This window comes from Hymenobacter latericoloratus (genome assembly GCF_014199535.1).
In the GTDB taxonomy this organism is placed as follows: domain Bacteria; phylum Bacteroidota; class Bacteroidia; order Cytophagales; family Hymenobacteraceae; genus Hymenobacter; species Hymenobacter latericoloratus.
In genome coordinates this window covers 14529-31608 of record NZ_JACHNV010000001.1, presented here as the reverse complement: position 1 = coordinate 31608, position 17080 = coordinate 14529, and the positions used below count along the sequence as shown (strand labels likewise).

The following is a 17080-nucleotide window of genomic DNA, read 5'->3' as shown; positions in this document are numbered from 1 at the left end:
GGTTCTGTCCGCAGATTACTAAAAAAGTAGGCTTCCATATTGCACTTTCTCAACCTTTTAGACGTATCTTCGGTGCAGGAATTGACTTTTACCGCGAATTACCTGACCTAAACATTCTGTTCTGGCTGAGTGTTGGTCGGTTTCAACTGCCCACCCCGACGTAGCCTCTTCCGATGGCCTCTAGATCTACCTTCGCCGCTGCCCTGCTCTGGGCTGGGTTACTGGCTGCCCCACTGCTGAGCCGGGCCCAAGGCACCGTGGTTCTGACCGGTAAGGTCAGCGGCCGCACGTCCGATACGGTAGCCGTATCGGTGCGCGAAAATCCGCTCGACCTCAAAGAACAGATTACCTACGCCCGCCTCGACGATAAAGGCGAGTTCCGGCTGGCCCTGACCGTAAATGGCCCTACCCGCGCCGACCTGGTGTACGGCGACGACGTTGCCGACCTGTTTCTGGAGCCCGGCAACCAACTGGAAGTCCGCTTCAAGGGCTCGGACCTGGCCAGCTCGGTGCGCTACAAGGGCCGCGGGGCCGAAGCCAACACGTTCATGTCGGAGATGGACGAGAAGTTTGTGGAGAATGATGGCTTTCAGGTGCTGCCCGATAACATCATGCTCTATGAGCCTGGCTTTATTTCTTTCCTGGACTACCGCCGCAAGGAGGAGCAGAAGTTCATGGAAAACGGCATGGAGGGCATGAGTCCGGCGTTCAAGGAGTACATCAAGGCGGAAATTGCCTACAGCTACGCCAACGACCGCCTCACCTTCCCCGACCTGCGCGAGCAGGTGGTAGCCACCGAGAGCCGCCTGAAGGTGTCGCCTACCTACTACGATTTCCTCAACGACAAAGCCCTGATTAACAATCCGGCGGCCGTGCAAAGCGAGCAGTACCAGGAATTTCTGCTCAACTACATCCACTATTTGGCCACCAGCAGCGGCAAGCAGCGCACCGACCCGGATTTCTACCAAGTGTGCTACGACATGGCCAAAAAGCAACTCGATGGCCCCGTAAAGCCCATCATCATGGGGCGGGTGCTGAAAGAGTCGTTCCGCTTCGGCCACGTGAAGCAGTCGGCCACCATGCTGGAAGACTTCCGTGCGGTTGATCCTAAAAACCAGTACTACCCCTTGCTGCGCCAGGATTTTGACACCCACAAGGCCTTTGCCATTGGCGCCCCGGCCCCGGACTTTAAGCTGATTTCGGCCAAGGGCGACACCGTCAGCCTGAAGCAGTTCGCGGGCAAGCTCGTGTACCTCAACTTCTGGCGCACTACCAGCGGCCTGGCCCTGCGCGACCTGCCCTACGCGGCCGAGCTGATCAAGAAGTTTGATGGCAAGAACATCGTGTTTCTGAACGTGGCGCTCGATGAAAACGAGGGGGCCTGGAAGCAGCTGGTGGTTAGTAAGAAGCTGCCGGGGGTGCACGTGCGTACTACCGGCGGGCTGCGCTCGGCCATTGCCCGCGCCTACGCCGTGCAGGATGTGCCCAGCTACTTTCTGCTGGCCGAGGACGGCACCTTCCTCAATACCAAGCCCAAGCGCCTGAGCAGCCGCGCCGCCGTGGACGAAATCAAGGAATCCTTTGGCAAGGCCAATACCTACAGCAGCACCCTGCCGTCTGGTAAATAGGCCTGCTACAGACGGTTATCGAAAAACGCCTTTCGCCGCGCGGCGAAAGGCGTTTTTGTTTGTTACCCCTGTCATTCCGAACAAAGTGAGGAATCTGAATTAGCATCTAAATGCTTGACCCGGATTTCTCCTGCGTCGGAACGACAGCCCATAGCCTACCTTTACTGCCGCATGGCCTCCCTACTCACCGACGGACTTAACTTCTTTTCGAAAGCTACCCCCGGCCGCCTCTGGAATGGGGCGCAGGTAGTGGGCGGGTACGTGCTGAGCAAGCTCACGGGCAAAGCCCGGCACTGGGGGCTGCCGGTGGCCCTGTCGTTCGAGCCGACGACCAGCTGCAACCTGCGCTGCCCGGAGTGCCCCAGCGGCCTGCGCTCCTTCACGCGGCCCACCGGTATGCTGCCCGATGAGCTGTTTCGAAAAACCATCGACGAGGTGGCTTCGCGGCTCTGGTATCTCATTTTCTATTTCCAGGGCGAGCCCTACCTCCACCCTAACTTCCTGGATTTGGTGCAGTACGCCGCGCGCAAGGGCATTTATACGGCTACCAGCACCAACGCCCACTACCTCAACGACAAAAATGCCCGCCGCACCGTGGAGAGCGGCCTGGACCGCCTGATTATTTCCCTGGACGGCACCACCCAGGACGTGTACCAGCAGTACCGGGTGGGCGGCAAGCTGGATAAGGTGCTGGAAGGCACGCGCAACGTGATTAAGTGGCGCCGGGAGCTAAAGTCGCAGACGCCGCGGGTGGTATTTCAGTTTCTGGTGGTGCGCCCCAACGAGCACCAGATTGAAGATGCCAAGCGCCTGGCCAAGGAGCTGGGGGTAGATGACGTGTGGTTCAAAACGGCCCAGATTTACGACTACCAGAACGGCTCCCCGCTTATCCCGACCATCGACTACTACTCGCGCTACGAGAACAACGCGGCTGATGGTACCTGGAGCATCAAGAACAAGCTGGTGAACCACTGCTGGAAGATGTGGCACTCCTGCGTCATCACCTGGGACGGGCTGGTAGTGCCCTGCTGCTTCGACAAAGACGCCGAGTACCGCCTCGGCGACCTGAAAACCCAGACCTTCCGTCAGCTCTGGCACGGCTCCAAGTACCAGCGTTTCCGCGCCTCCCTGCTCAAGGGCCGCGACCAAATTGAGATGTGCCGCAACTGTACCGAAGGCACCAAGGTGTGGGGGTAAGAGTAGGGCGTGAGGGTGCGGGGGTAAGAGTTTAGGAGGGTTTGCTACCTGCGTCTACAGGAACGTCATGCCGAGCGCAGCCGAGGAATCTCGCGTGGTGCTGTTGGGGTAGTAATCAGACGTCAGCACGCGAGATTCCTCGGCTGCGCTCGGACTGACGTTCTGGTAGGTGCTAGGCATACTCCCTGCATGGCTGCAGAAGCCTATCTTGCTGACAGCTTTTGCTCTTCGACCCTATTGCTATGTTCTCGGCTGCTCGTATTGCTACTATTCGGAAAAGGAAAGGCCTTTCGCAGGAAGTGCTGGCGGAACAATCGGGGGTGAGCTTGCGCACGATTCAGCGGGTAGAGCAGGGCGAAACCGTACCCCGCGGCTACACCCTGCAGGCCCTGGCCACGGCCCTCGATGTGCCGCTTGAGGCCTTTCGGGCCGAAGAGGCAGAGGCACCCGCACCCGCCGCCGTGCCGGCGCCCGTACTTCCTTCGGACGCGCCGGCCCCTACCCCCGCCTTGCGCCCCGACCCCGACTTTCTGCAGTTGCTCAACCTGAGTGCGCTGAGTTTTCTGGTGCTACCCCTGCTGAATATTCTGGTGCCGTGGTGGCTGTGGAAAACCCGGCGGCACACGATTGCGCACGCCGCAGAGGTAGGGCGGCGAGTGCTGGGCTTTCAGGTGTTGTGGCAGGTAGGAAGCTCGCTCGCCTTCCTAGTGGTGGTGATGGTGCAGCTCCTACTGGCGGGCAACCACCGCGCCCTAATGCCCGGTCTGTACCTTGTGGTGCTGGTGCTCACCTATGCCCTCAACGTGCTAATAATTGGGTACAATGCCTGGCAGCTGCGGCAAGGCCGTCTGAACGTGTATCGTATTTATATGTAGCACGCCATTCGCCAAACAGCTAGCTTTCAACTAACTACGAAACATGGCGGCAAAATGACGCAGGAATGACGCACGAGGCAGAGGGGGGAGTGCCCCACTTTTGGTGACATCAACCACCACGCCTCGCGTCCCATGAAACCGCTCTTCAAAATTCTGCTCGGAGTACTGACTTTACTGGTTGTTAGTGGCATCGGCGGCTACTTCTACATGAAGCAGAAGTTCATGCCCGCCCCCAGTCAGCTTGCCGTTGCGGGCCTACCTGCTACCTGCCGCTTTACCTGGCTGGCCGACTCGACGACGAAGCCCGCCACCCCGCACGCCGCCCTGCTGCTGCCCGTACGCCTGCCCGGCTGCCCGCGCACCTGCTACGTGCAGTTTGATACCGGGGCGCCTACCTCCCTGATGTACGGCAAGGCATTGGCAGCGCTGCGGGGCACTCACCCAGGCCTGGCCCCGAATCTGCCCGCCCAGGCCGATACGTTGCGCAACTTTCAGTTTGGATTAGGAACCGGCCAGGTAACCGCCCGAAAAATGCGGGTATTCGACTACGGCAAAGCGGAGCTGCCCGCCGATACTACCCAGCCTTTCATCATCGGGACGCTGGGGACGGATGTGCTGGAAGGCCGGGTGCTGGTGCTCGACTATGCCCAGCAGCGCTTTACCCTGGAGGCTACCGTACCGGACAACCTCAGCCGCCAGGCCGCCTTTGTGCCGCTGCAATTCACTGGCCGCCGGGTGCTGCTCAACGCTACTGTGCAAGATGAGCCACGCCAGTTGCTCTTCGACTCGGGCAGCAGCGCCTTCTCCCTGCTCACCAGCCAGGATACCTGGCAGACCATGATCCAGCCCAACGCTACCGTCCGGCACGCCGCCGTCAACTCCATGAGCCGAACGCTACATGCTTACACCGCCCCTACCCCCGCGGCCATGCAGCTGGGCAACGTGGCAGTACCCTTCCGGACGGTGACCTACATTGAAGGTACCAGCCTGAAGGAGAGCTTGCTGATGCGCTTTTCGGGTATGGGCGGCATGCTCGGCAACGAGCCTTTTGCGCAGCGTACCATCATCCTGGATACCAAAGGCGGCCGCTTCGGGTTGGTGCTGTAGTAGAAGGGTAGGTAGCGTTGAGGTTGGGTGGGGCAGAAACAGCAGAGTGCGCCGCAACTGCAGTTGCGGCGCACTCTGGGAAAGGAACGGGTAGGGCGGATATGCTTACTTGAACTTCTTGCTCAGGTTCTTGCCCAGGTCTTCCACCTGCTTCAGGAACTCCAGAGAGTCCGATTCGGCGTAGGTGCCGTAGGCCGAGGAAATGGTGCCGCGTACGCCGTCGGTAGTTTCCAGGGCGTAGAGGATGGACATATCATCGGGGTTGCTTTCGCCCTCGAAGCGGTAGAAGTCCACGATGGTTACGTCCTCGGGGCCGTAGGTTTTCTTGTCGTCGCTCATGGCGTAGAGGCGGCCCTCGCGCACGCTGAAGTCAGCGGTGTAGCCTTCCTGATTGAGCTTTCTTTCTACGTTAACCAGCGAGCGTTCTTCTTCTTTGTCTTGCATGATGAGGGGCGTTTTATAGGAGTTGGGAGAGAGTGCGGGGGTAGCGGGGCTAACAACGGAAAGCCCCCGCACCGGCTATACGTAGCCAGTGCGGGGGCAGGTTATATCCCGTAGCAAGAATATTGCGCCGCTAGCGCCCGGCGGTTTCCCGGGCAGCCGCCAGCTCAATGGTGCGCTGCAGCCGGTCCACATCAATCACGGAGCAGGCACCGCCGCACCCTTTGGCGCAGCCGGCTTGGTCTTTAGCAAAAAAAGCCCGCCAGAAGATGCGCCCCACGTAGAAGGCGGCTCCGGCAAAGAGCAAGGCGATGATGAGGTACTGTATCCACATGATGGTCACAAAACTACGTGGCGCCGGGAAAAGTTTGCTTTGGTGTAACCGACTGATTAATCAGATTCGCTTACTGAGCAAATATCCAGTCCTTGTTTTTGTATAATGCGGCTACCAGCATCACCAAGAAGCTACCTACATAATACGCGGTAATAACCAGAATAGGATGCAGCCCTATACCTGCTTTACGCTCTCTGGCCTCGTAGTAAGAAATGACTCTTTCGTACCGGTTACCATACTGATAAAAAGCCACGAATAGACCAACTAATCCAAGAGCGATGATAAAGCGAAACCGCTCATCTGGCAGTGTAATTTTCTGAATACCTGCTCCTTCTATCAGAAATAATAGAGTAAACACGTTAAGCATAAAGCACAGGCAAACAAAGACTACCCCACCTAGAACAGGCATATCATCATAATTGCCGGAAGCCCGACCTAATTGATAAGATTTGTAAAAAAGATAGTTATACATAGATCTGAATTTCCAGTATACAAAGCTGAGAGGTCACCATCTTATGTCAAAAATAGATGACCTCTCGACTTAGCATATTGATTCCGTCTATTTCCAGGTTTCCCGGATGGTGGCCTGCATTTCCTCGTGTACGTAGCCGTTGCTGGCAACTACCTGGCGGCCGAACAGGGGGTCACCGTCCTCTAGGAAGGCCGTGACGCGGCCGCCGGCTTCGCGCACCAGCAGAATGCCGGCCGCTACGTCGTAGGAGTTGAGGTTGAACTCGAAGAAGCCCTCGAAGCGGCCGGCGGCCACGTAGGCCAGGTCGGCGGCGGCAGAGCCTACCCGGCGCACGCCGTGGGAGCGTTGAATGAAAGCGCTCAGCAGCTGCAGATACTCCGTGAGCTGGGTGAAATCGGTGTAGGGGAAGCCGGTGGCAATCAGGGAGCCGTTCAGCTCGGGCACGTCGGAAACGTGGATGGGCACCTCGTTGCAGAAGGCCCCAGCGCCCTTGGCGGCCCGGAAGCACTCGTCGCGCACCACCTCGTACACTACCCCAGCTACCAACTCCTGGTGGTGGATAAGGCCCACGCTCACGCAGTACACCGGCAGGCCGTGCACAAAGTTGGTGGTGCCGTCCAGGGGGTCGATAATCCAGTTGTATTCCTCGGCACGGTCGGCGCCCTCAGTGCCTTCTTCGGTAATGAAGCCGGCCTCGGGCAGCAGTTCACGCAGCCCGGCCACCAGCAGCTTTTCGGTTTCCTTGTCCACGTACGACACGAGGTCGTGCACGCCCTTGGTTTCGATGTGGCTGCGGTCGAAAGTAGCCGCCTCCTGGCGAATAAACTGGCCCGCGTGGCGCGTTACGGCTGCGAGTTGAAAGCTGAGTTGGTTGTAATCCATGAAGCGAAGGTAGTGTCGTCGGGAAAAAACTGTCATCCTGAGCCTAAGCGAAGGACCTCTACTAGTGACTACCGTTTGGGTTGGCACGTGGTAGAGGTCCTTCGCTTAGGCTCAGGATGACAAGAACAGGCTTTACGCCGCTAGTTGTTTTCGGTTCTGCACGGCCCGCACTATAGTCAGCACGAGCAGGAGCACGGCCAGCACCTGGCAGGCGGGACCGATGAGCTCGCCGTAGCGGACGTAGAAGGTCAGTTCGGTGTTCAGGTGAACAGTCGCCCGACTGGCGGCCTGCACCCACCAGCCAGTACGCTGAGTGATTTCGCCTTTCTGGTTAATGAAGGCCGAAATGCCGGTATTGGCCGAGCGGGCAATGTCGCGGCGGGTTTCAATGGCGCGCAGGGTAGCGTACTGCAGGTGCTGGTTGTGGCCCGGCGAGTCGGACCACCAGCCGTCGTTGGTGATGATGCCGATAAGGGAAGCGCCGTTCTTCACGTAGTCGCCCACAAAGTCGCCGTACACCGATTCGTAGCAGATAACCGGGGCCACGCTCAGGCCCGGAGTAGCGGTGCGGTACACCGTGCGCTCGGGCTGGGAGCCCAGGCCGCCGGCCGTGCCGCCCAGGTCAATCACGAAGGCCGACAGCCACGGCGGCACGCCCTCCACCCCGGGCACCAGCCTCGACTTATGGTAGAACTCGGCCGGGCCGGTAGCACCACCCAGATGCAGAGCGGCGTTGAAGATGTCGTAGTAGCCCAGATCCTCGCGGAAGCGGGCGGTGGGGCTGGCGTTGCTTTTATCCGAACCGTACTGCTCCACCGTCGTCAGGCCCGTCATCAGCTCTACCCCCGGGTGCTGGCTCAACCACTGGCGTAGGCGCTGAATTTTGGGGTAGGTATCGATATTCGATTCGAAGTAGGTCTCGTCGAGGGAGGTTTCGGGCCAAAGGACGAGCTTGGTTTGGGGGGTCAGATTCTGCTCAGTGAGGGTGAGCATACGCTGCATCTGCAAGTCGTGAGAAATGAAGTTGGCGCCGCCTTCGAACTTCTCATTGAACGGGTCCACGTTGGGCTGAATCACCAACACCTCGGCCGTGGGGCCCTTCTCCTGGTACTGACTCCCAATGAGGTAAGACGCTCCAATTGGCAGCACGGCCGCCAGCGCGGGCCAGAGCCAGCTTACTTTCCTCCCGGAGGCTTTGCCCTGAGGATGGGGGGTAGGGGTAGGCCGGCGAAAGCCAAACCAGGCCCCGAACACCAGCAAATTCACCAGCCACACCCAAACGGAGCCGCCCAGGAAACCGGTGTACTCGTACCACTGCACCCACTGGTTGGCCTGGGCGAAGCCATTGCCCAGCGTCAGCCAAGGCCAGGTCAGGAACCAGTGCAGGTGGAGCTGCTCGAAGGCAATCCAGTAGATGGGTAAGGAGAGGTAGCCCAGCTTCGGCCCGAAGCGCTTCTTGGTGTGGTAGAAGGCCATGAGGGGGGCACTCATCAGCAGGGCGTTGCAGACGACGGCCGTGATGCCGCCGCCCAAGGTGCTGTAGCTTACCCAGTAGGTAATGAACAGATTCCAGAGCACCAGTAGCAGATAGCTGTAGCGCCACACCTTCCAGCCGCTGGCGCCGTGAGCAGTGAGTTGCTGCTCCATGCGGAGGTAGGGCACCCAGCCTACCAGCAGCAGCAAGGCCAGCACCGCCGGGTGTACCGGCCAGCCCAGCCACAAAAGCACGGCGCCCAGCACGGCCAGCACAGCTGGTTGCCAGGCCGGGAGCTTATCAGGAGCGGCCACCGGCGCGGCGGCCGCAGCAGAAGTAGTTTGTGTCAGCACTATCGTTCGTCGTCAGTATAGCGGTCTTCTTTGGTGCGCTCTTCCTTGTGGCCCTGTACCACCAGCACAATTTCACCTTTGATGGCCGAACGGGCCGCGAAGTTGGCTGCCAGCTCCGCGAGCGGGGCCGTAACGGTTTCCTCGAACAGCTTGGTCAGCTCCCGGCTCACGGAGGCCATGCGCTCCGGGCCCAGCACTTCGGCCAGCTGCTCCAGGGTCTTTACAATCCGGTGCGGCGACTCATAGAAAATCATGGTACGGGTTTCCGCGGCTAGCTCCTTGAGGCGGGTTTGCCTACCCTTCTTCACCGGTAGAAACCCCTCGAAGGTAAACCGCTCGGCCCCGAAACCCGATTTCAGCAGGGCCGGCACGAAGGCGGTGGCGCCAGGCAGGCACTCTACCTTCAGTCCCCGGGCCAGGCACTCCCGCACCAACAAAAACCCAGGGTCGGAAATTCCGGGCGTGCCGGCATCCGACACCAGGGCCATGGTTTCACCCTTCTCCAGGCGCTCCAGCAGGCGCTGCACTTGCTGGTGCTCGTTGTGGAGGTGGTAGCTGAGCATGGGCTTCTTGAGGTTCAGGTGCTGCAGCAGGCGGCCGCTGGTGCGGGTGTCTTCGGCCAGCACCGTATCTACCTCGCCCAGCACCCGAATGGCCCGCAGGGTAATGTCCTCCAGGTTGCCGATGGGCGTGGGTACCAGGTACAAAAGCGTGGGGGCAGGGGTAGCAGTCGTCATAGAAAGCAAAGGTAGCGGGCTTTGGGTGGGGAGGCAGATCATCAGCCGAATGCTGAGCGGAGTCGAAGCATCTCTACCGCTTCGTTGTAGTGCTATTGATTAGTCAGAGGTAGAGATGCTTCGACTCCGCTCAGCATGACGTGCTAGAGGAGCATGCGAGATTCCTCGACAAGCTCGGAATGACGTTCTATCAGGATGGCCTGCTTACGGTCTCCTACCCCTCCTGCACCACGCCGCCATACTCAGCGGCCAGCTGGTCGATGGCGGCGGCGAGTTTCTGGTCTTTTTCCGTTACCGTGTTACCGGCATCGTGGGTGCGCAGCCTAAAGCTGACCACGTTGTACTCGTTGCTCCACCAAGGGTGGTGCTCCTGGTACTCAGCTTCCTCGGCTACGTCGCTCATGAAGCTGAAGGCCATCTTGAAATCCTTGAAGCGGAAGGTGCGGGTCAGGGCGTTGTCGTGCTGGGTCCACATAGGGTTGCAGGGTTGGAAAGGGGTAGCGCAAGGTAGGCTTCACTCGCCGGAAATCGACGCGGGCCGCCAACTGCTACCCCGGTTTTACCTTTGCGCCTTCAGTGGCGGCTTACCGAGCAGCTCGCAAAAAACATTTCCCTGTCGAGCTAATCTTCTCGGGCCATTTGTGGTTTAAAAGCCCAACTAGTTCAAAACCCCGGTTCTTCTTTCTGAAATGACGCCGACCAGCCCATGGCCGGGTGGCATTTCCTACCCCTGCATGAGCAAGCAACGCTACTTCTTCCTGATTCTAATCCTGGGCACCTTGTCGGCGCTGGGGCCTTTTTCCATTGATATGTACCTGCCGGGCTTTCCGGCCATTGCCCAGGACCTGCACACCACGCCCGCCAAGGTAGCCCTGTCCCTGTCGAGCTTCTTTGTGGGCGTATCGGCGGGGCAGCTGCTCTACGGGCCCCTGCTGGACCGCTTCGGACGGAAGAAGCCCCTGTACGTGGGGTTGCTGCTGTACGTGGCGGCCTCAGTGGGATGCTACCTGTGTCACTCCATTGATGCGCTAGTGGCTTTGCGCTTTTTGCAGGCGGTAGGCAGCTGCGCCGCCACGGTGGCCGCCGTGGCCATGGTGCGCGACCTGTTTCCGGTGCAGGATGCGCCCAAGGTATTCTCCCTGCTGACCCTGGTTATCAGCGTGTCGCCCATGCTGGCGCCCACCATCGGCAGCTACATGATTTCGGCCTACGGCTGGCAGTCGGTGTTTCTGGTGCTGTTTCTGATGGCGGCCTTGATGCTGCTGGCCAGCATCTTCTGGCTGCCCGAAAGCTACCAGCCTGACCCTACCTACTCCCTGCATCCCAAACCCATCCTGACCACCTTCTGGTCGGTGCTGCGCGAGCCCCAGTTCTTCACCTACGCCCTCACCGGCGCCATGACGTTCGGGGGGCTGCTGGCCTACGTGTCGGGCTCGCCGCTGGTCTTCATGGACATCTTCGGGGTCAGTGAGAAAACCTACGGCTGGATTTTCGCCCTGCTCTCGGTGGGCTTCATTGGCTCCAGCCAGGTAAACAGCTGGGTGCTGCGCTACTACCGCAGCGAGCAAATTGTGCTGGCGGCTATGGCCTGCCAATCGGTTATTGGGCTGGTGTTTCTGGTGGGCACCTGGCAGGGCTGGTTTGGGGTGGTAGGCACGGTAGTAATACTGTTTCTGTTTCTGTGCTGCCTGGGCTACGCCAACCCTAATGCGTCGGCCTTGTCTATTGCGCCCTTCTCGAAAAACGCGGGTAGTGCCGCCGCCCTCATGGGGGCCACCCAAATGGGCGTGGGCGCGCTGGCTTCCTTTGGGGTCAGCGTGTTCAATACCCGCACGGCCGTGCCTATGGTAGCCATTATGGCCGCTACCGCCCTGCTGGCCCTGCTGATTCAACTCATCGGCCGCCGGATTGTCGGGCAGCCCGTAGCCGCCTCCGAGGAGGCCGGGGTGCTGGTGCACTAGAAAGTTACTATAAGAACGTCATTCCGAGCGCAGCCGAGGAATCTCGCTTGCTGACGTTGCAACACTACCCCAACAGCAGCACGCGAGATGTCTCGACAAGCTCGACAGGACGTTCTAAGCCTATCTGACACAGTCTAACAGAAAGAAGCCCCACCCTTGCGGAAAGCAATGGTGGGGCTTTTCATTTACTGCGCTTCTGCCTTCTTTAGTGCAGAAGCCTACCAGCACCTAGTACCGGTACTTGTGCTTTTTCCCGTTGTCGCGGGTCAGGATGAGGATGCTGCCTACGGTAACAGCGGCAATGGTGGCCATTTTTGCCACGAAGGCGGTGCGGTTGTGCTTCCACTCGGCGGCGTAGCCTTTCTCGGCGAAGATGTTGGGCACTTTGCCCTGGCCCAGGTCCTCCATGATGCCTTCTACCACGTTCACGCGGTCGGCGAGCAGCAGGGGCAGCCAGTGGCCGTAGTGCGATTCGCTGTACTTGAAGGCAAACCGCCGGATCAGGCCGCTCAGTCCTACGGGCGGGGCCGACTCGCCGAACACCGCCGATACGGTGGGGCGCTCAATGGACTTGAGCAATTCCACGTCCTCGGGCTGCAAAGAAGCCGGGCGGTGCTTGCTGTCCAGGTCCTGCGACACGTTCATGCGGGGTTCCCGCATGGGGTAGGTCGGGTCGTTTTCGGGGTTCGCATCAATCCCCCAACCGGGGAGCTTCTGCGGGTCTCTCAGCGTATTTTCCATGGTCAGTGGTCGGGGTTAGATGTTGGAAGAAGGGAAAACCAGCAGCGGCTTGATGCAGTTGTCGAGCTTGGCCGAGAACATGCGGTAGCCATCGGCCACTTCTTCCAGCGGAATCCGGTGGGTAATCAGGGCTTTGGGGTTGATTACGCCGTTCTGTACGTGCTCAATCAGGCGCGGCAGCAGGCGCTTCACCGAGGCTTGGTTGCCCCGGATGGTGAGCCCCTTGTTCAGCACGTTGCCCATCGGTATCAGGTTGTCGGTGGGGCCGTACACGCCCACTACCGACACTACCCCGCCCTTTTTCACGGAGTTGATAGCCCAGTGCATGGCCGTGGCCGAGCCGGCCTGCAGCAGCAGCTTGCGGCCCGTAATGGTTTGCATGGCATTGCCGGCGGCCTCGGCCCCCACGGCGTCAATCACGCAGTCGGCGCCCATAAAGTCGGTTTGCTTCTTGATGAACACTACCGGGTCGTCCATGTCCTTCTCGAAGTTGTAAGCTTCGCAGTTGGCGTAGTTGCGGGCAAACTCCAGGCGGTAGTCTTCCTTGTCGATGATGATAACGCGGCCGGCGCCAAACAGCCAGGAGCAGCGGGCGGCCATAATGCCCACGGGGCCGGCACCAAACACCACTACCGTGTCACCTTTCTGGATACCAGCCATTTCAGCAGCCTGGTAGCCGGTGGGTACTACGTCGGTGAGCAGCACGGCATCGTCGGGGTCCATACCTTCCGGAATTACCGTGGGGCCCACGTTGGCGTAGGGCACCCGGGCGTACTCGGCCTGGCCGCCGTTGTAGCCGCCGGCCGTGTGCGAGTAGCCGAAGATGCCGCCCACGGCACTGGCCTGGGTGTTGGATTCGTGGCAGTTGCCGAACATGCCCTGCTTGCAGAAGTGGCACTCCCCGCAGGCCACGTTGAAGGGTACCAGCACATGGTCGCCTACCTTAATCTTGGTTACCTCGGGGCCCACTTCTTCCACAATGCCGCAGAACTCGTGGCCGAAGGTGGTGCCTACCCGGGTGTCCGGCACGTTGCCGTTGTACAGGTGCAGGTCGGAGCCGCAGATGCACGAGCGGGTAACCCGGACAATAGCATCCTGCGGATGCTTGATTTCGGGCATGGGTTTCTGGGTGGCACGGACCCTTTTCGGGCCCCGGTAGTCCATTGCTAGCATAGGAATCCTACGTTAAGGTTCTGGTGGGATGAGTAAGGCCGCTTTGCCGTGCTGCTCATGGTCATCAGGCTCATTACCTGACCCAGGCAGCCGGGGGCAGCGGCCCCTGTTGTACTGCCTGCGTTACGGGCAAGGTTGCGAGTGACCAACAGATCAGCCCGAAACCCGTATTTACCCGGTAAAAACTCAGCACAAATACGGAGCTGAATCGCCTTCGGTGCGCCGGATGGCCACTCCCGGAGCCGAGCGAGGGCCGTGGTAGGGCCGGCGCCGTCCGCTACTGCCTGATTCCGGCGTGTGGGTGCTCCTGTGCTTTTGGCTTCCGCTGGGTCTGCTAAACCCAAATCTGTAAACCACAGTACAACGGCTTGTACACTCTCCCAATCTGCTAGTTGTAATTCCCATGGCCATTGACCCTAACAACCGCCCCGTTCGCGTCATCAACGACGATACCACCGACCAGGAACTAGCCGCCGGGCACATTATCCCGGGTGCTGACCCACCCAAAAACGAATCGGCCCGCGGCGGCTTTGGCAACCGCGACGGCAAAGAAGGCTACGGCACCGACAGCGAAACCGGCCTGACCGCGCTTTCCGTGAATGAGGAAGCGGATAAAGTAGGCCGCCCGGCCGACAATATGCGTAGCAACGAGGAAGGCCGCCAGGACCTCCCAAACCAGGACATGCCCGACGACCGGGACCCGGACCTGCAGCCTCGCCGCCCCGTAGATGAGCTGGATGCCGATGATGACCGCCCCGGCCGCGACGAAATGCGCAACCCCAACTCCCGCGTGGGCATGGGCCAGATGGAACAGATTCAGCCGAACAACGAGGAGCTGGCCCGCCAGGGCACCAACGCCGACCTCACCGACCCCAACGCCTCCGACGCGGCCATTGTGCAGTAGCGCCGCAGGCCCGGGCCTGCCCCGGCTTCTACCCTGACCTGATTACCTGTCTGAAAACAAGCTTGATTTCTGAACGTCATGCCCTACAAAAGCAATAACACCAACCAGCAGTCCAAGGAAAATCACGGCAGCCCTACCCAAACGGAGCAGCCCAAAGGGGCCGGCAACCTGCCGGTAAACGACCGCGACGACCAAACCGAAGACCGTCTGGAGCAGGAAGCCCAGGATGCGCCCCAGCGCCACCCCAACCGCAACCTCGAAAAGCAGGACATCGGCAAGCCGCCGTACGCCTAAACCGGGCCCGCGCCCACCAGGGAAAGCACCTGCCCGTGGCAGGTGCTTTTTCTTTGCCTCCCTACCCCTTCTTTTCCTCTGAAGCCTGCTGACTATGGCCCGCTACGTTACTACCGATATCCACGGCTGCCTGCTTTCCCTCCGGCATTTAATTGAGGAAAAGCTGAAGCTCAGGCCTCAGGACGAGCTGTACGTGCTGGGCGACTACGTGAACAAAGGCCCCGACAGCCGGGGGGTGCTGGATTACCTCATGCAATTGCCCGAACGCGGCTACCGAGTAGTCTGCCTGCGCGGCAACCACGACCAGGACCTGCTAAGCGCCGCCCAAGGCGAAATCACGCTGACCTGGGGCTCTATGAACGATTATAAAATTACGCTGGGCAGCTTCGGGGTGGAGCGCCCCGAGGATATTCCGGAGCGCTACCTCCGCTGGATCAACAACCTACCGTATCAGTTTGATATTCCGGGCTTTATGCTGGTGCATGCTGGCTACGATTTCCGGCAGCCGCCCGAGCAGATGCGGCAGCAGTGGCACACCATGCTCAACATCAAGGAGTTTGTATTTGATGCCTCCCGCACGGGCGGCCGCCGGCTGGTGCATGGCCACGTGCCTACCCCTACTACCACAGTAGAAGCCCAGGTAAAGGCGCAGAAGGGTGCCATTGGGCTGGATACTGGCTGCGTGTACCGCCACAACCCGGAACTGCGCCACCTTGCCGCTCTCGACCTCGACGCCAACACGCTCTACCTCCAACCCAACATTGAGCCCGATTACCCCATTGGCGTGCGGCGATGAGCCGGCGCAGGAGTGCAGGAGCGAAGTACCGCCATAGCGAGGGCACCGAAGCTAGCCGTCCTCTTTTCTCCTGACAAGCTCTCTAACGTGACAAGCCCTTGAAACCAGCGTAGGCGTCAAGGGCTTGTCCTATTTCAAGGGGTAGCACGCTGGTCAGGACGGATGGCTTCGGTGCCCTCGCCATGACGACACTTCGCTCCTGCACCGAATCACTCCTGGGGTAGTGCGTTGGAGCGCAGGAGTTGGCGCGCGGCGTCCTGGTAGGGGTTGCGTGGGTCGTTGGCCACCGAGCGAAGCGTGTTGCGGGCGGCCGTAATCTGCTGATTGCGCCAGTAGGCCATGCCCAAGTGGTAGCGGGCCCTTCCGGCCAAGGGTGAGGCCGACTGCATAGCCACGCGCCGCAGAAAAGGCTGGGCTGCCCGAATCTGCTCGGGTTGTTCTTGGCTTAGCAGCATAATGCCGCTGTAATACAGCAGGGTATCCTGCCCGAGGTTGCTGGACGGTACCCGGCGCAGGTTGTGCAAAGCCGGCGCGTAATGGCCGTCGCGGTACTGGCGCATAGCCTCGGCCAGCAATGGGCGCCGCCTCTCGTTCACAGCATCATCAGGCAGGCCGGCCTCGGGCACATAGTAGCGGGCCCAGGCAACTTCGGCATTGGGGGCGGCCGGGCGCAAAATCAGCCACAGCCCGAGCAGAGCCAGTACTCCCACAAGCAGAATGCCTCCCCACTGCTGCTGGGTTTTGCGCTGGCGGCGCCGGATGCGGGTAAGTGCTTCCTGCCGCTGGTCCAGGCGGCGGTCGAGGGCCAGTAGGCGCTGGTGCAGGGTTTCGTGGCCGGCTACCCAGCGCAGGTCGGCCGTTAGCTGCTCGTAGGCCTGGTAGGCCTGGTAAAGTTCGGCGTCCTGTTCCAGCCGGATTTCAAAGGCGGCCTGCTCCGCCGTGGTCATCTGGCCATCGGCGAAGCGTTCCAGCTCTTCCAGGTAAGGGCGCAGGTCGAAGGCGGGCGGCGTCATGGCAGAGAAGAACCGGGGAATAAGCGCGCCGGAAAACCGGCGGCAGGCAGGCAGAAAAAGAAAGGAAATCGGGGACTAAGCTACGCAGAAGCGGGCAGCCGGTTATTATGCCAGGTTGCCGGTTGCCGTGCGCGTACGCAGCTCATAGAGTTTCCGCAGGCAGGTTGCTTTTTGCAGGCGGGCCACGTTGGCATTGGCGAACCCCATTTTGCCGGCCACCTTCTCGAAGTTGTAGCCCCGGAAATAAAAGTACATCAGAATCTTCTGGCAGTCGAGGCCCAACTGCCGGAACAGCCGCAGTAGCTGCTGGCGGCGTCCGGCCTCATCCTCGGGCAGAATCTCGGTGGTAGTGGCGGAGCGCAGCTGCTCATCGGCCAGGCCGTACACGTAGGCGCGCACGTCGGGCGGCAGCTTGGTCAGGCGGCCATCGGCTACCTGGTCGTAGAAATCGACGAGTACCGTGCGCAGCAGCGCGTGGGCCGCCGCGGGCTCCAGCTGGTGCTGCCGCCGGGCCCAGCGGGCAAACAGGTCGCGGTTCTGCTCATAAAAAGCAATCAGGTACGATTGATTGCCAATGCGCAGACTGGTCAGGACTTCGGCGAGCTGTTGGGGGGAATTCATAGCAGCAAGTAACAAGGAAGTAGCCACATGGCGTAATCAATACGGCAAAAACACAACCGTGGCCTACAGCGCGGCAG

Annotated in this window: 19 protein-coding genes; 8 read left to right on the top strand and 11 right to left on the bottom strand. The window is 60.2% G+C overall.

Translation table 11 applies throughout. The features are described from left to right. Positions 1-173: 173 nt before the first annotated feature. The 4 genes from GGU46_RS00145 (at position 174) to GGU46_RS00130 (ending at position 4807) form a co-directional block, all read left to right on the top strand. Positions 174-1628 (top strand): TlpA family protein disulfide reductase, encoded by a 1455-nt coding sequence (locus GGU46_RS00145; RefSeq protein WP_183401580.1) that lies wholly within the window; start codon positions 174-176, stop codon positions 1626-1628. 171 nt (positions 1629-1799) lie between these two features. Next, complete coding sequence (locus GGU46_RS00140; protein WP_183401579.1) at positions 1800-2825, top strand: SPASM domain-containing protein; 1026 nt, start codon at positions 1800-1802, stop codon at positions 2823-2825. Between the two features lie 221 nt (positions 2826-3046). Next, entirely contained in the window at positions 3047-3700 is a 654-nt protein-coding gene (locus GGU46_RS00135; RefSeq protein ID WP_183401578.1) for a helix-turn-helix domain-containing protein, read from the top strand. A gap of 132 nt (positions 3701-3832) precedes the next feature. After that, entirely contained in the window at positions 3833-4807 is a 975-nt protein-coding gene (locus GGU46_RS00130; protein WP_183401577.1) for a hypothetical protein, read from the top strand. Between the two features lie 105 nt (positions 4808-4912). Here GGU46_RS00130 and GGU46_RS00125 read toward each other — a convergent pair whose 3' ends face one another. From GGU46_RS00125 to GGU46_RS00095, 7 genes are all read right to left on the bottom strand, one after another. After that, a complete protein-coding gene (locus tag GGU46_RS00125; RefSeq protein ID WP_183401576.1) occupies positions 4913-5251 on the bottom strand; it encodes a hypothetical protein in 339 nt (112 codons plus the stop codon). Between the two features lie 130 nt (positions 5252-5381). Next, positions 5382-5582: a FeoB-associated Cys-rich membrane protein gene (locus GGU46_RS21860; RefSeq protein WP_215906230.1), complete on the bottom strand. Its 201-nt coding sequence runs from the start codon at positions 5580-5582 to the stop codon at positions 5382-5384. A gap of 70 nt (positions 5583-5652) precedes the next feature. Then, positions 5653-6054, bottom strand: a complete 402-nt coding sequence (locus GGU46_RS00115; RefSeq protein ID WP_183401575.1) for a hypothetical protein — start codon at positions 6052-6054, stop codon at positions 5653-5655. Between the two features lie 87 nt (positions 6055-6141). After that, positions 6142-6936: an inositol monophosphatase family protein gene (locus GGU46_RS00110; protein WP_183401574.1), complete on the bottom strand. Its 795-nt coding sequence runs from the start codon at positions 6934-6936 to the stop codon at positions 6142-6144. 132 nt (positions 6937-7068) lie between these two features. Next, positions 7069-8763 carry an apolipoprotein N-acyltransferase gene (gene lnt, locus GGU46_RS00105; protein WP_317171819.1) on the bottom strand — a complete coding sequence of 565 codons (1695 nt, stop codon included), beginning with the start codon at positions 8761-8763 and terminating at the stop codon, positions 7069-7071. Then, positions 8763-9500: a 16S rRNA (cytidine(1402)-2'-O)-methyltransferase gene (gene rsmI / locus GGU46_RS00100; RefSeq protein ID WP_183401573.1), complete on the bottom strand. Its 738-nt coding sequence runs from the start codon at positions 9498-9500 to the stop codon at positions 8763-8765. The genes lnt and rsmI overlap by 1 nt, the downstream gene beginning before the upstream one ends. Before the next feature lie 214 nt (positions 9501-9714). Then, positions 9715-9975: a 4a-hydroxytetrahydrobiopterin dehydratase gene (locus GGU46_RS00095; protein WP_183401572.1), complete on the bottom strand. Its 261-nt coding sequence runs from the start codon at positions 9973-9975 to the stop codon at positions 9715-9717. Between the two features lie 259 nt (positions 9976-10234). Between GGU46_RS00095 and GGU46_RS00090 the strand changes: the two genes are divergently transcribed. Continuing rightward, the gene (locus GGU46_RS00090; RefSeq protein WP_183401571.1) at positions 10235-11461 is read left to right on the top strand and encodes a multidrug effflux MFS transporter; all 1227 of its coding nucleotides are present in this window, start codon (positions 10235-10237) and stop codon (positions 11459-11461) included. A gap of 228 nt (positions 11462-11689) precedes the next feature. Here the strand turns inward: GGU46_RS00090 and GGU46_RS00085 are convergent, their stop codons facing one another. Further along, the gene (locus GGU46_RS00085; protein WP_183401570.1) at positions 11690-12202 is read right to left on the bottom strand and encodes a hypothetical protein; all 513 of its coding nucleotides are present in this window, start codon (positions 12200-12202) and stop codon (positions 11690-11692) included. A 15-nt stretch (positions 12203-12217) separates the two neighbouring features. Beyond that, positions 12218-13375 (bottom strand): zinc-dependent alcohol dehydrogenase, encoded by a 1158-nt coding sequence (locus tag GGU46_RS00080; protein ID WP_183401569.1) that lies wholly within the window; start codon positions 13373-13375, stop codon positions 12218-12220. Positions 13376-13778: 403 nt separating this feature from the next. Here GGU46_RS00080 and GGU46_RS00075 point away from each other — a divergent pair, with 403 nt between their 5' ends. From GGU46_RS00075 to GGU46_RS00065, 3 genes are all read left to right on the top strand, one after another. After that, complete coding sequence (locus tag GGU46_RS00075; RefSeq protein ID WP_183401568.1) at positions 13779-14279, top strand: hypothetical protein; 501 nt, start codon at positions 13779-13781, stop codon at positions 14277-14279. A 78-nt stretch (positions 14280-14357) separates the two neighbouring features. After that, on the top strand, positions 14358-14573 hold the full coding sequence (locus GGU46_RS00070; protein WP_110976128.1) for a hypothetical protein: 216 nt from the start codon (positions 14358-14360) through the stop codon (positions 14571-14573). 94 nt (positions 14574-14667) lie between these two features. Further along, on the top strand, positions 14668-15369 hold the full coding sequence (locus tag GGU46_RS00065) for a metallophosphoesterase family protein (RefSeq protein WP_183401567.1): 702 nt from the start codon (positions 14668-14670) through the stop codon (positions 15367-15369). A gap of 209 nt (positions 15370-15578) precedes the next feature. Here GGU46_RS00065 and GGU46_RS00060 read toward each other — a convergent pair whose 3' ends face one another. Together GGU46_RS00060 and GGU46_RS00055 are read right to left on the bottom strand one after the other, a co-directional pair. Then, positions 15579-16382, bottom strand: a complete 804-nt coding sequence (locus GGU46_RS00060; RefSeq protein WP_183401566.1) for a tetratricopeptide repeat protein — start codon at positions 16380-16382, stop codon at positions 15579-15581. Between the two features lie 105 nt (positions 16383-16487). Then, on the bottom strand, positions 16488-17003 hold the full coding sequence (locus GGU46_RS00055; protein WP_183401565.1) for a hypothetical protein: 516 nt from the start codon (positions 17001-17003) through the stop codon (positions 16488-16490). Positions 17004-17080 lie beyond the last annotated feature (77 nt).

What these genes read in the sequence shown, in the direction of transcription:
- GGU46_RS00090 (WP_183401571.1), top strand. Translation starts at nt 10,235, where the DNA reads ATGAGCAAGCAACGCTACTTCTTCCTGATTCTAATCCTGGGCACCTTG.
- GGU46_RS00055 (WP_183401565.1), bottom strand. Translation starts at nt 17,003, where the DNA reads ATGAATTCCCCCCAACAGCTCGCCGAAGTCCTGACCAGTCTGCGCATT.
- GGU46_RS00145 (WP_183401580.1), top strand. Translation starts at nt 174, where the DNA reads ATGGCCTCTAGATCTACCTTCGCCGCTGCCCTGCTCTGGGCTGGGTTA.
- GGU46_RS00140 (WP_183401579.1), top strand. Translation starts at nt 1,800, where the DNA reads ATGGCCTCCCTACTCACCGACGGACTTAACTTCTTTTCGAAAGCTACC.
- GGU46_RS00095 (WP_183401572.1), bottom strand. Translation starts at nt 9,975, where the DNA reads ATGTGGACCCAGCACGACAACGCCCTGACCCGCACCTTCCGCTTCAAG.
- GGU46_RS00110 (WP_183401574.1), bottom strand. Translation starts at nt 6,936, where the DNA reads ATGGATTACAACCAACTCAGCTTTCAACTCGCAGCCGTAACGCGCCAC.
- GGU46_RS00075 (WP_183401568.1), top strand. Translation starts at nt 13,779, where the DNA reads ATGGCCATTGACCCTAACAACCGCCCCGTTCGCGTCATCAACGACGAT.
- GGU46_RS00125 (WP_183401576.1), bottom strand. Translation starts at nt 5,251, where the DNA reads ATGCAAGACAAAGAAGAAGAACGCTCGCTGGTTAACGTAGAAAGAAAG.
- GGU46_RS00070 (WP_110976128.1), top strand. Translation starts at nt 14,358, where the DNA reads ATGCCCTACAAAAGCAATAACACCAACCAGCAGTCCAAGGAAAATCAC.
- GGU46_RS00060 (WP_183401566.1), bottom strand. Translation starts at nt 16,382, where the DNA reads ATGACGCCGCCCGCCTTCGACCTGCGCCCTTACCTGGAAGAGCTGGAA.
- rsmI (WP_183401573.1), bottom strand. Translation starts at nt 9,500, where the DNA reads ATGACGACTGCTACCCCTGCCCCCACGCTTTTGTACCTGGTACCCACG.
- GGU46_RS00130 (WP_183401577.1), top strand. Translation starts at nt 3,833, where the DNA reads ATGAAACCGCTCTTCAAAATTCTGCTCGGAGTACTGACTTTACTGGTT.
- GGU46_RS00085 (WP_183401570.1), bottom strand. Translation starts at nt 12,202, where the DNA reads ATGGAAAATACGCTGAGAGACCCGCAGAAGCTCCCCGGTTGGGGGATT.
- GGU46_RS21860 (WP_215906230.1), bottom strand. Translation starts at nt 5,582, where the DNA reads ATGTGGATACAGTACCTCATCATCGCCTTGCTCTTTGCCGGAGCCGCC.
- GGU46_RS00065 (WP_183401567.1), top strand. Translation starts at nt 14,668, where the DNA reads ATGGCCCGCTACGTTACTACCGATATCCACGGCTGCCTGCTTTCCCTC.
- GGU46_RS00080 (WP_183401569.1), bottom strand. Translation starts at nt 13,375, where the DNA reads ATGCTAGCAATGGACTACCGGGGCCCGAAAAGGGTCCGTGCCACCCAG.
- GGU46_RS00115 (WP_183401575.1), bottom strand. Translation starts at nt 6,054, where the DNA reads ATGTATAACTATCTTTTTTACAAATCTTATCAATTAGGTCGGGCTTCC.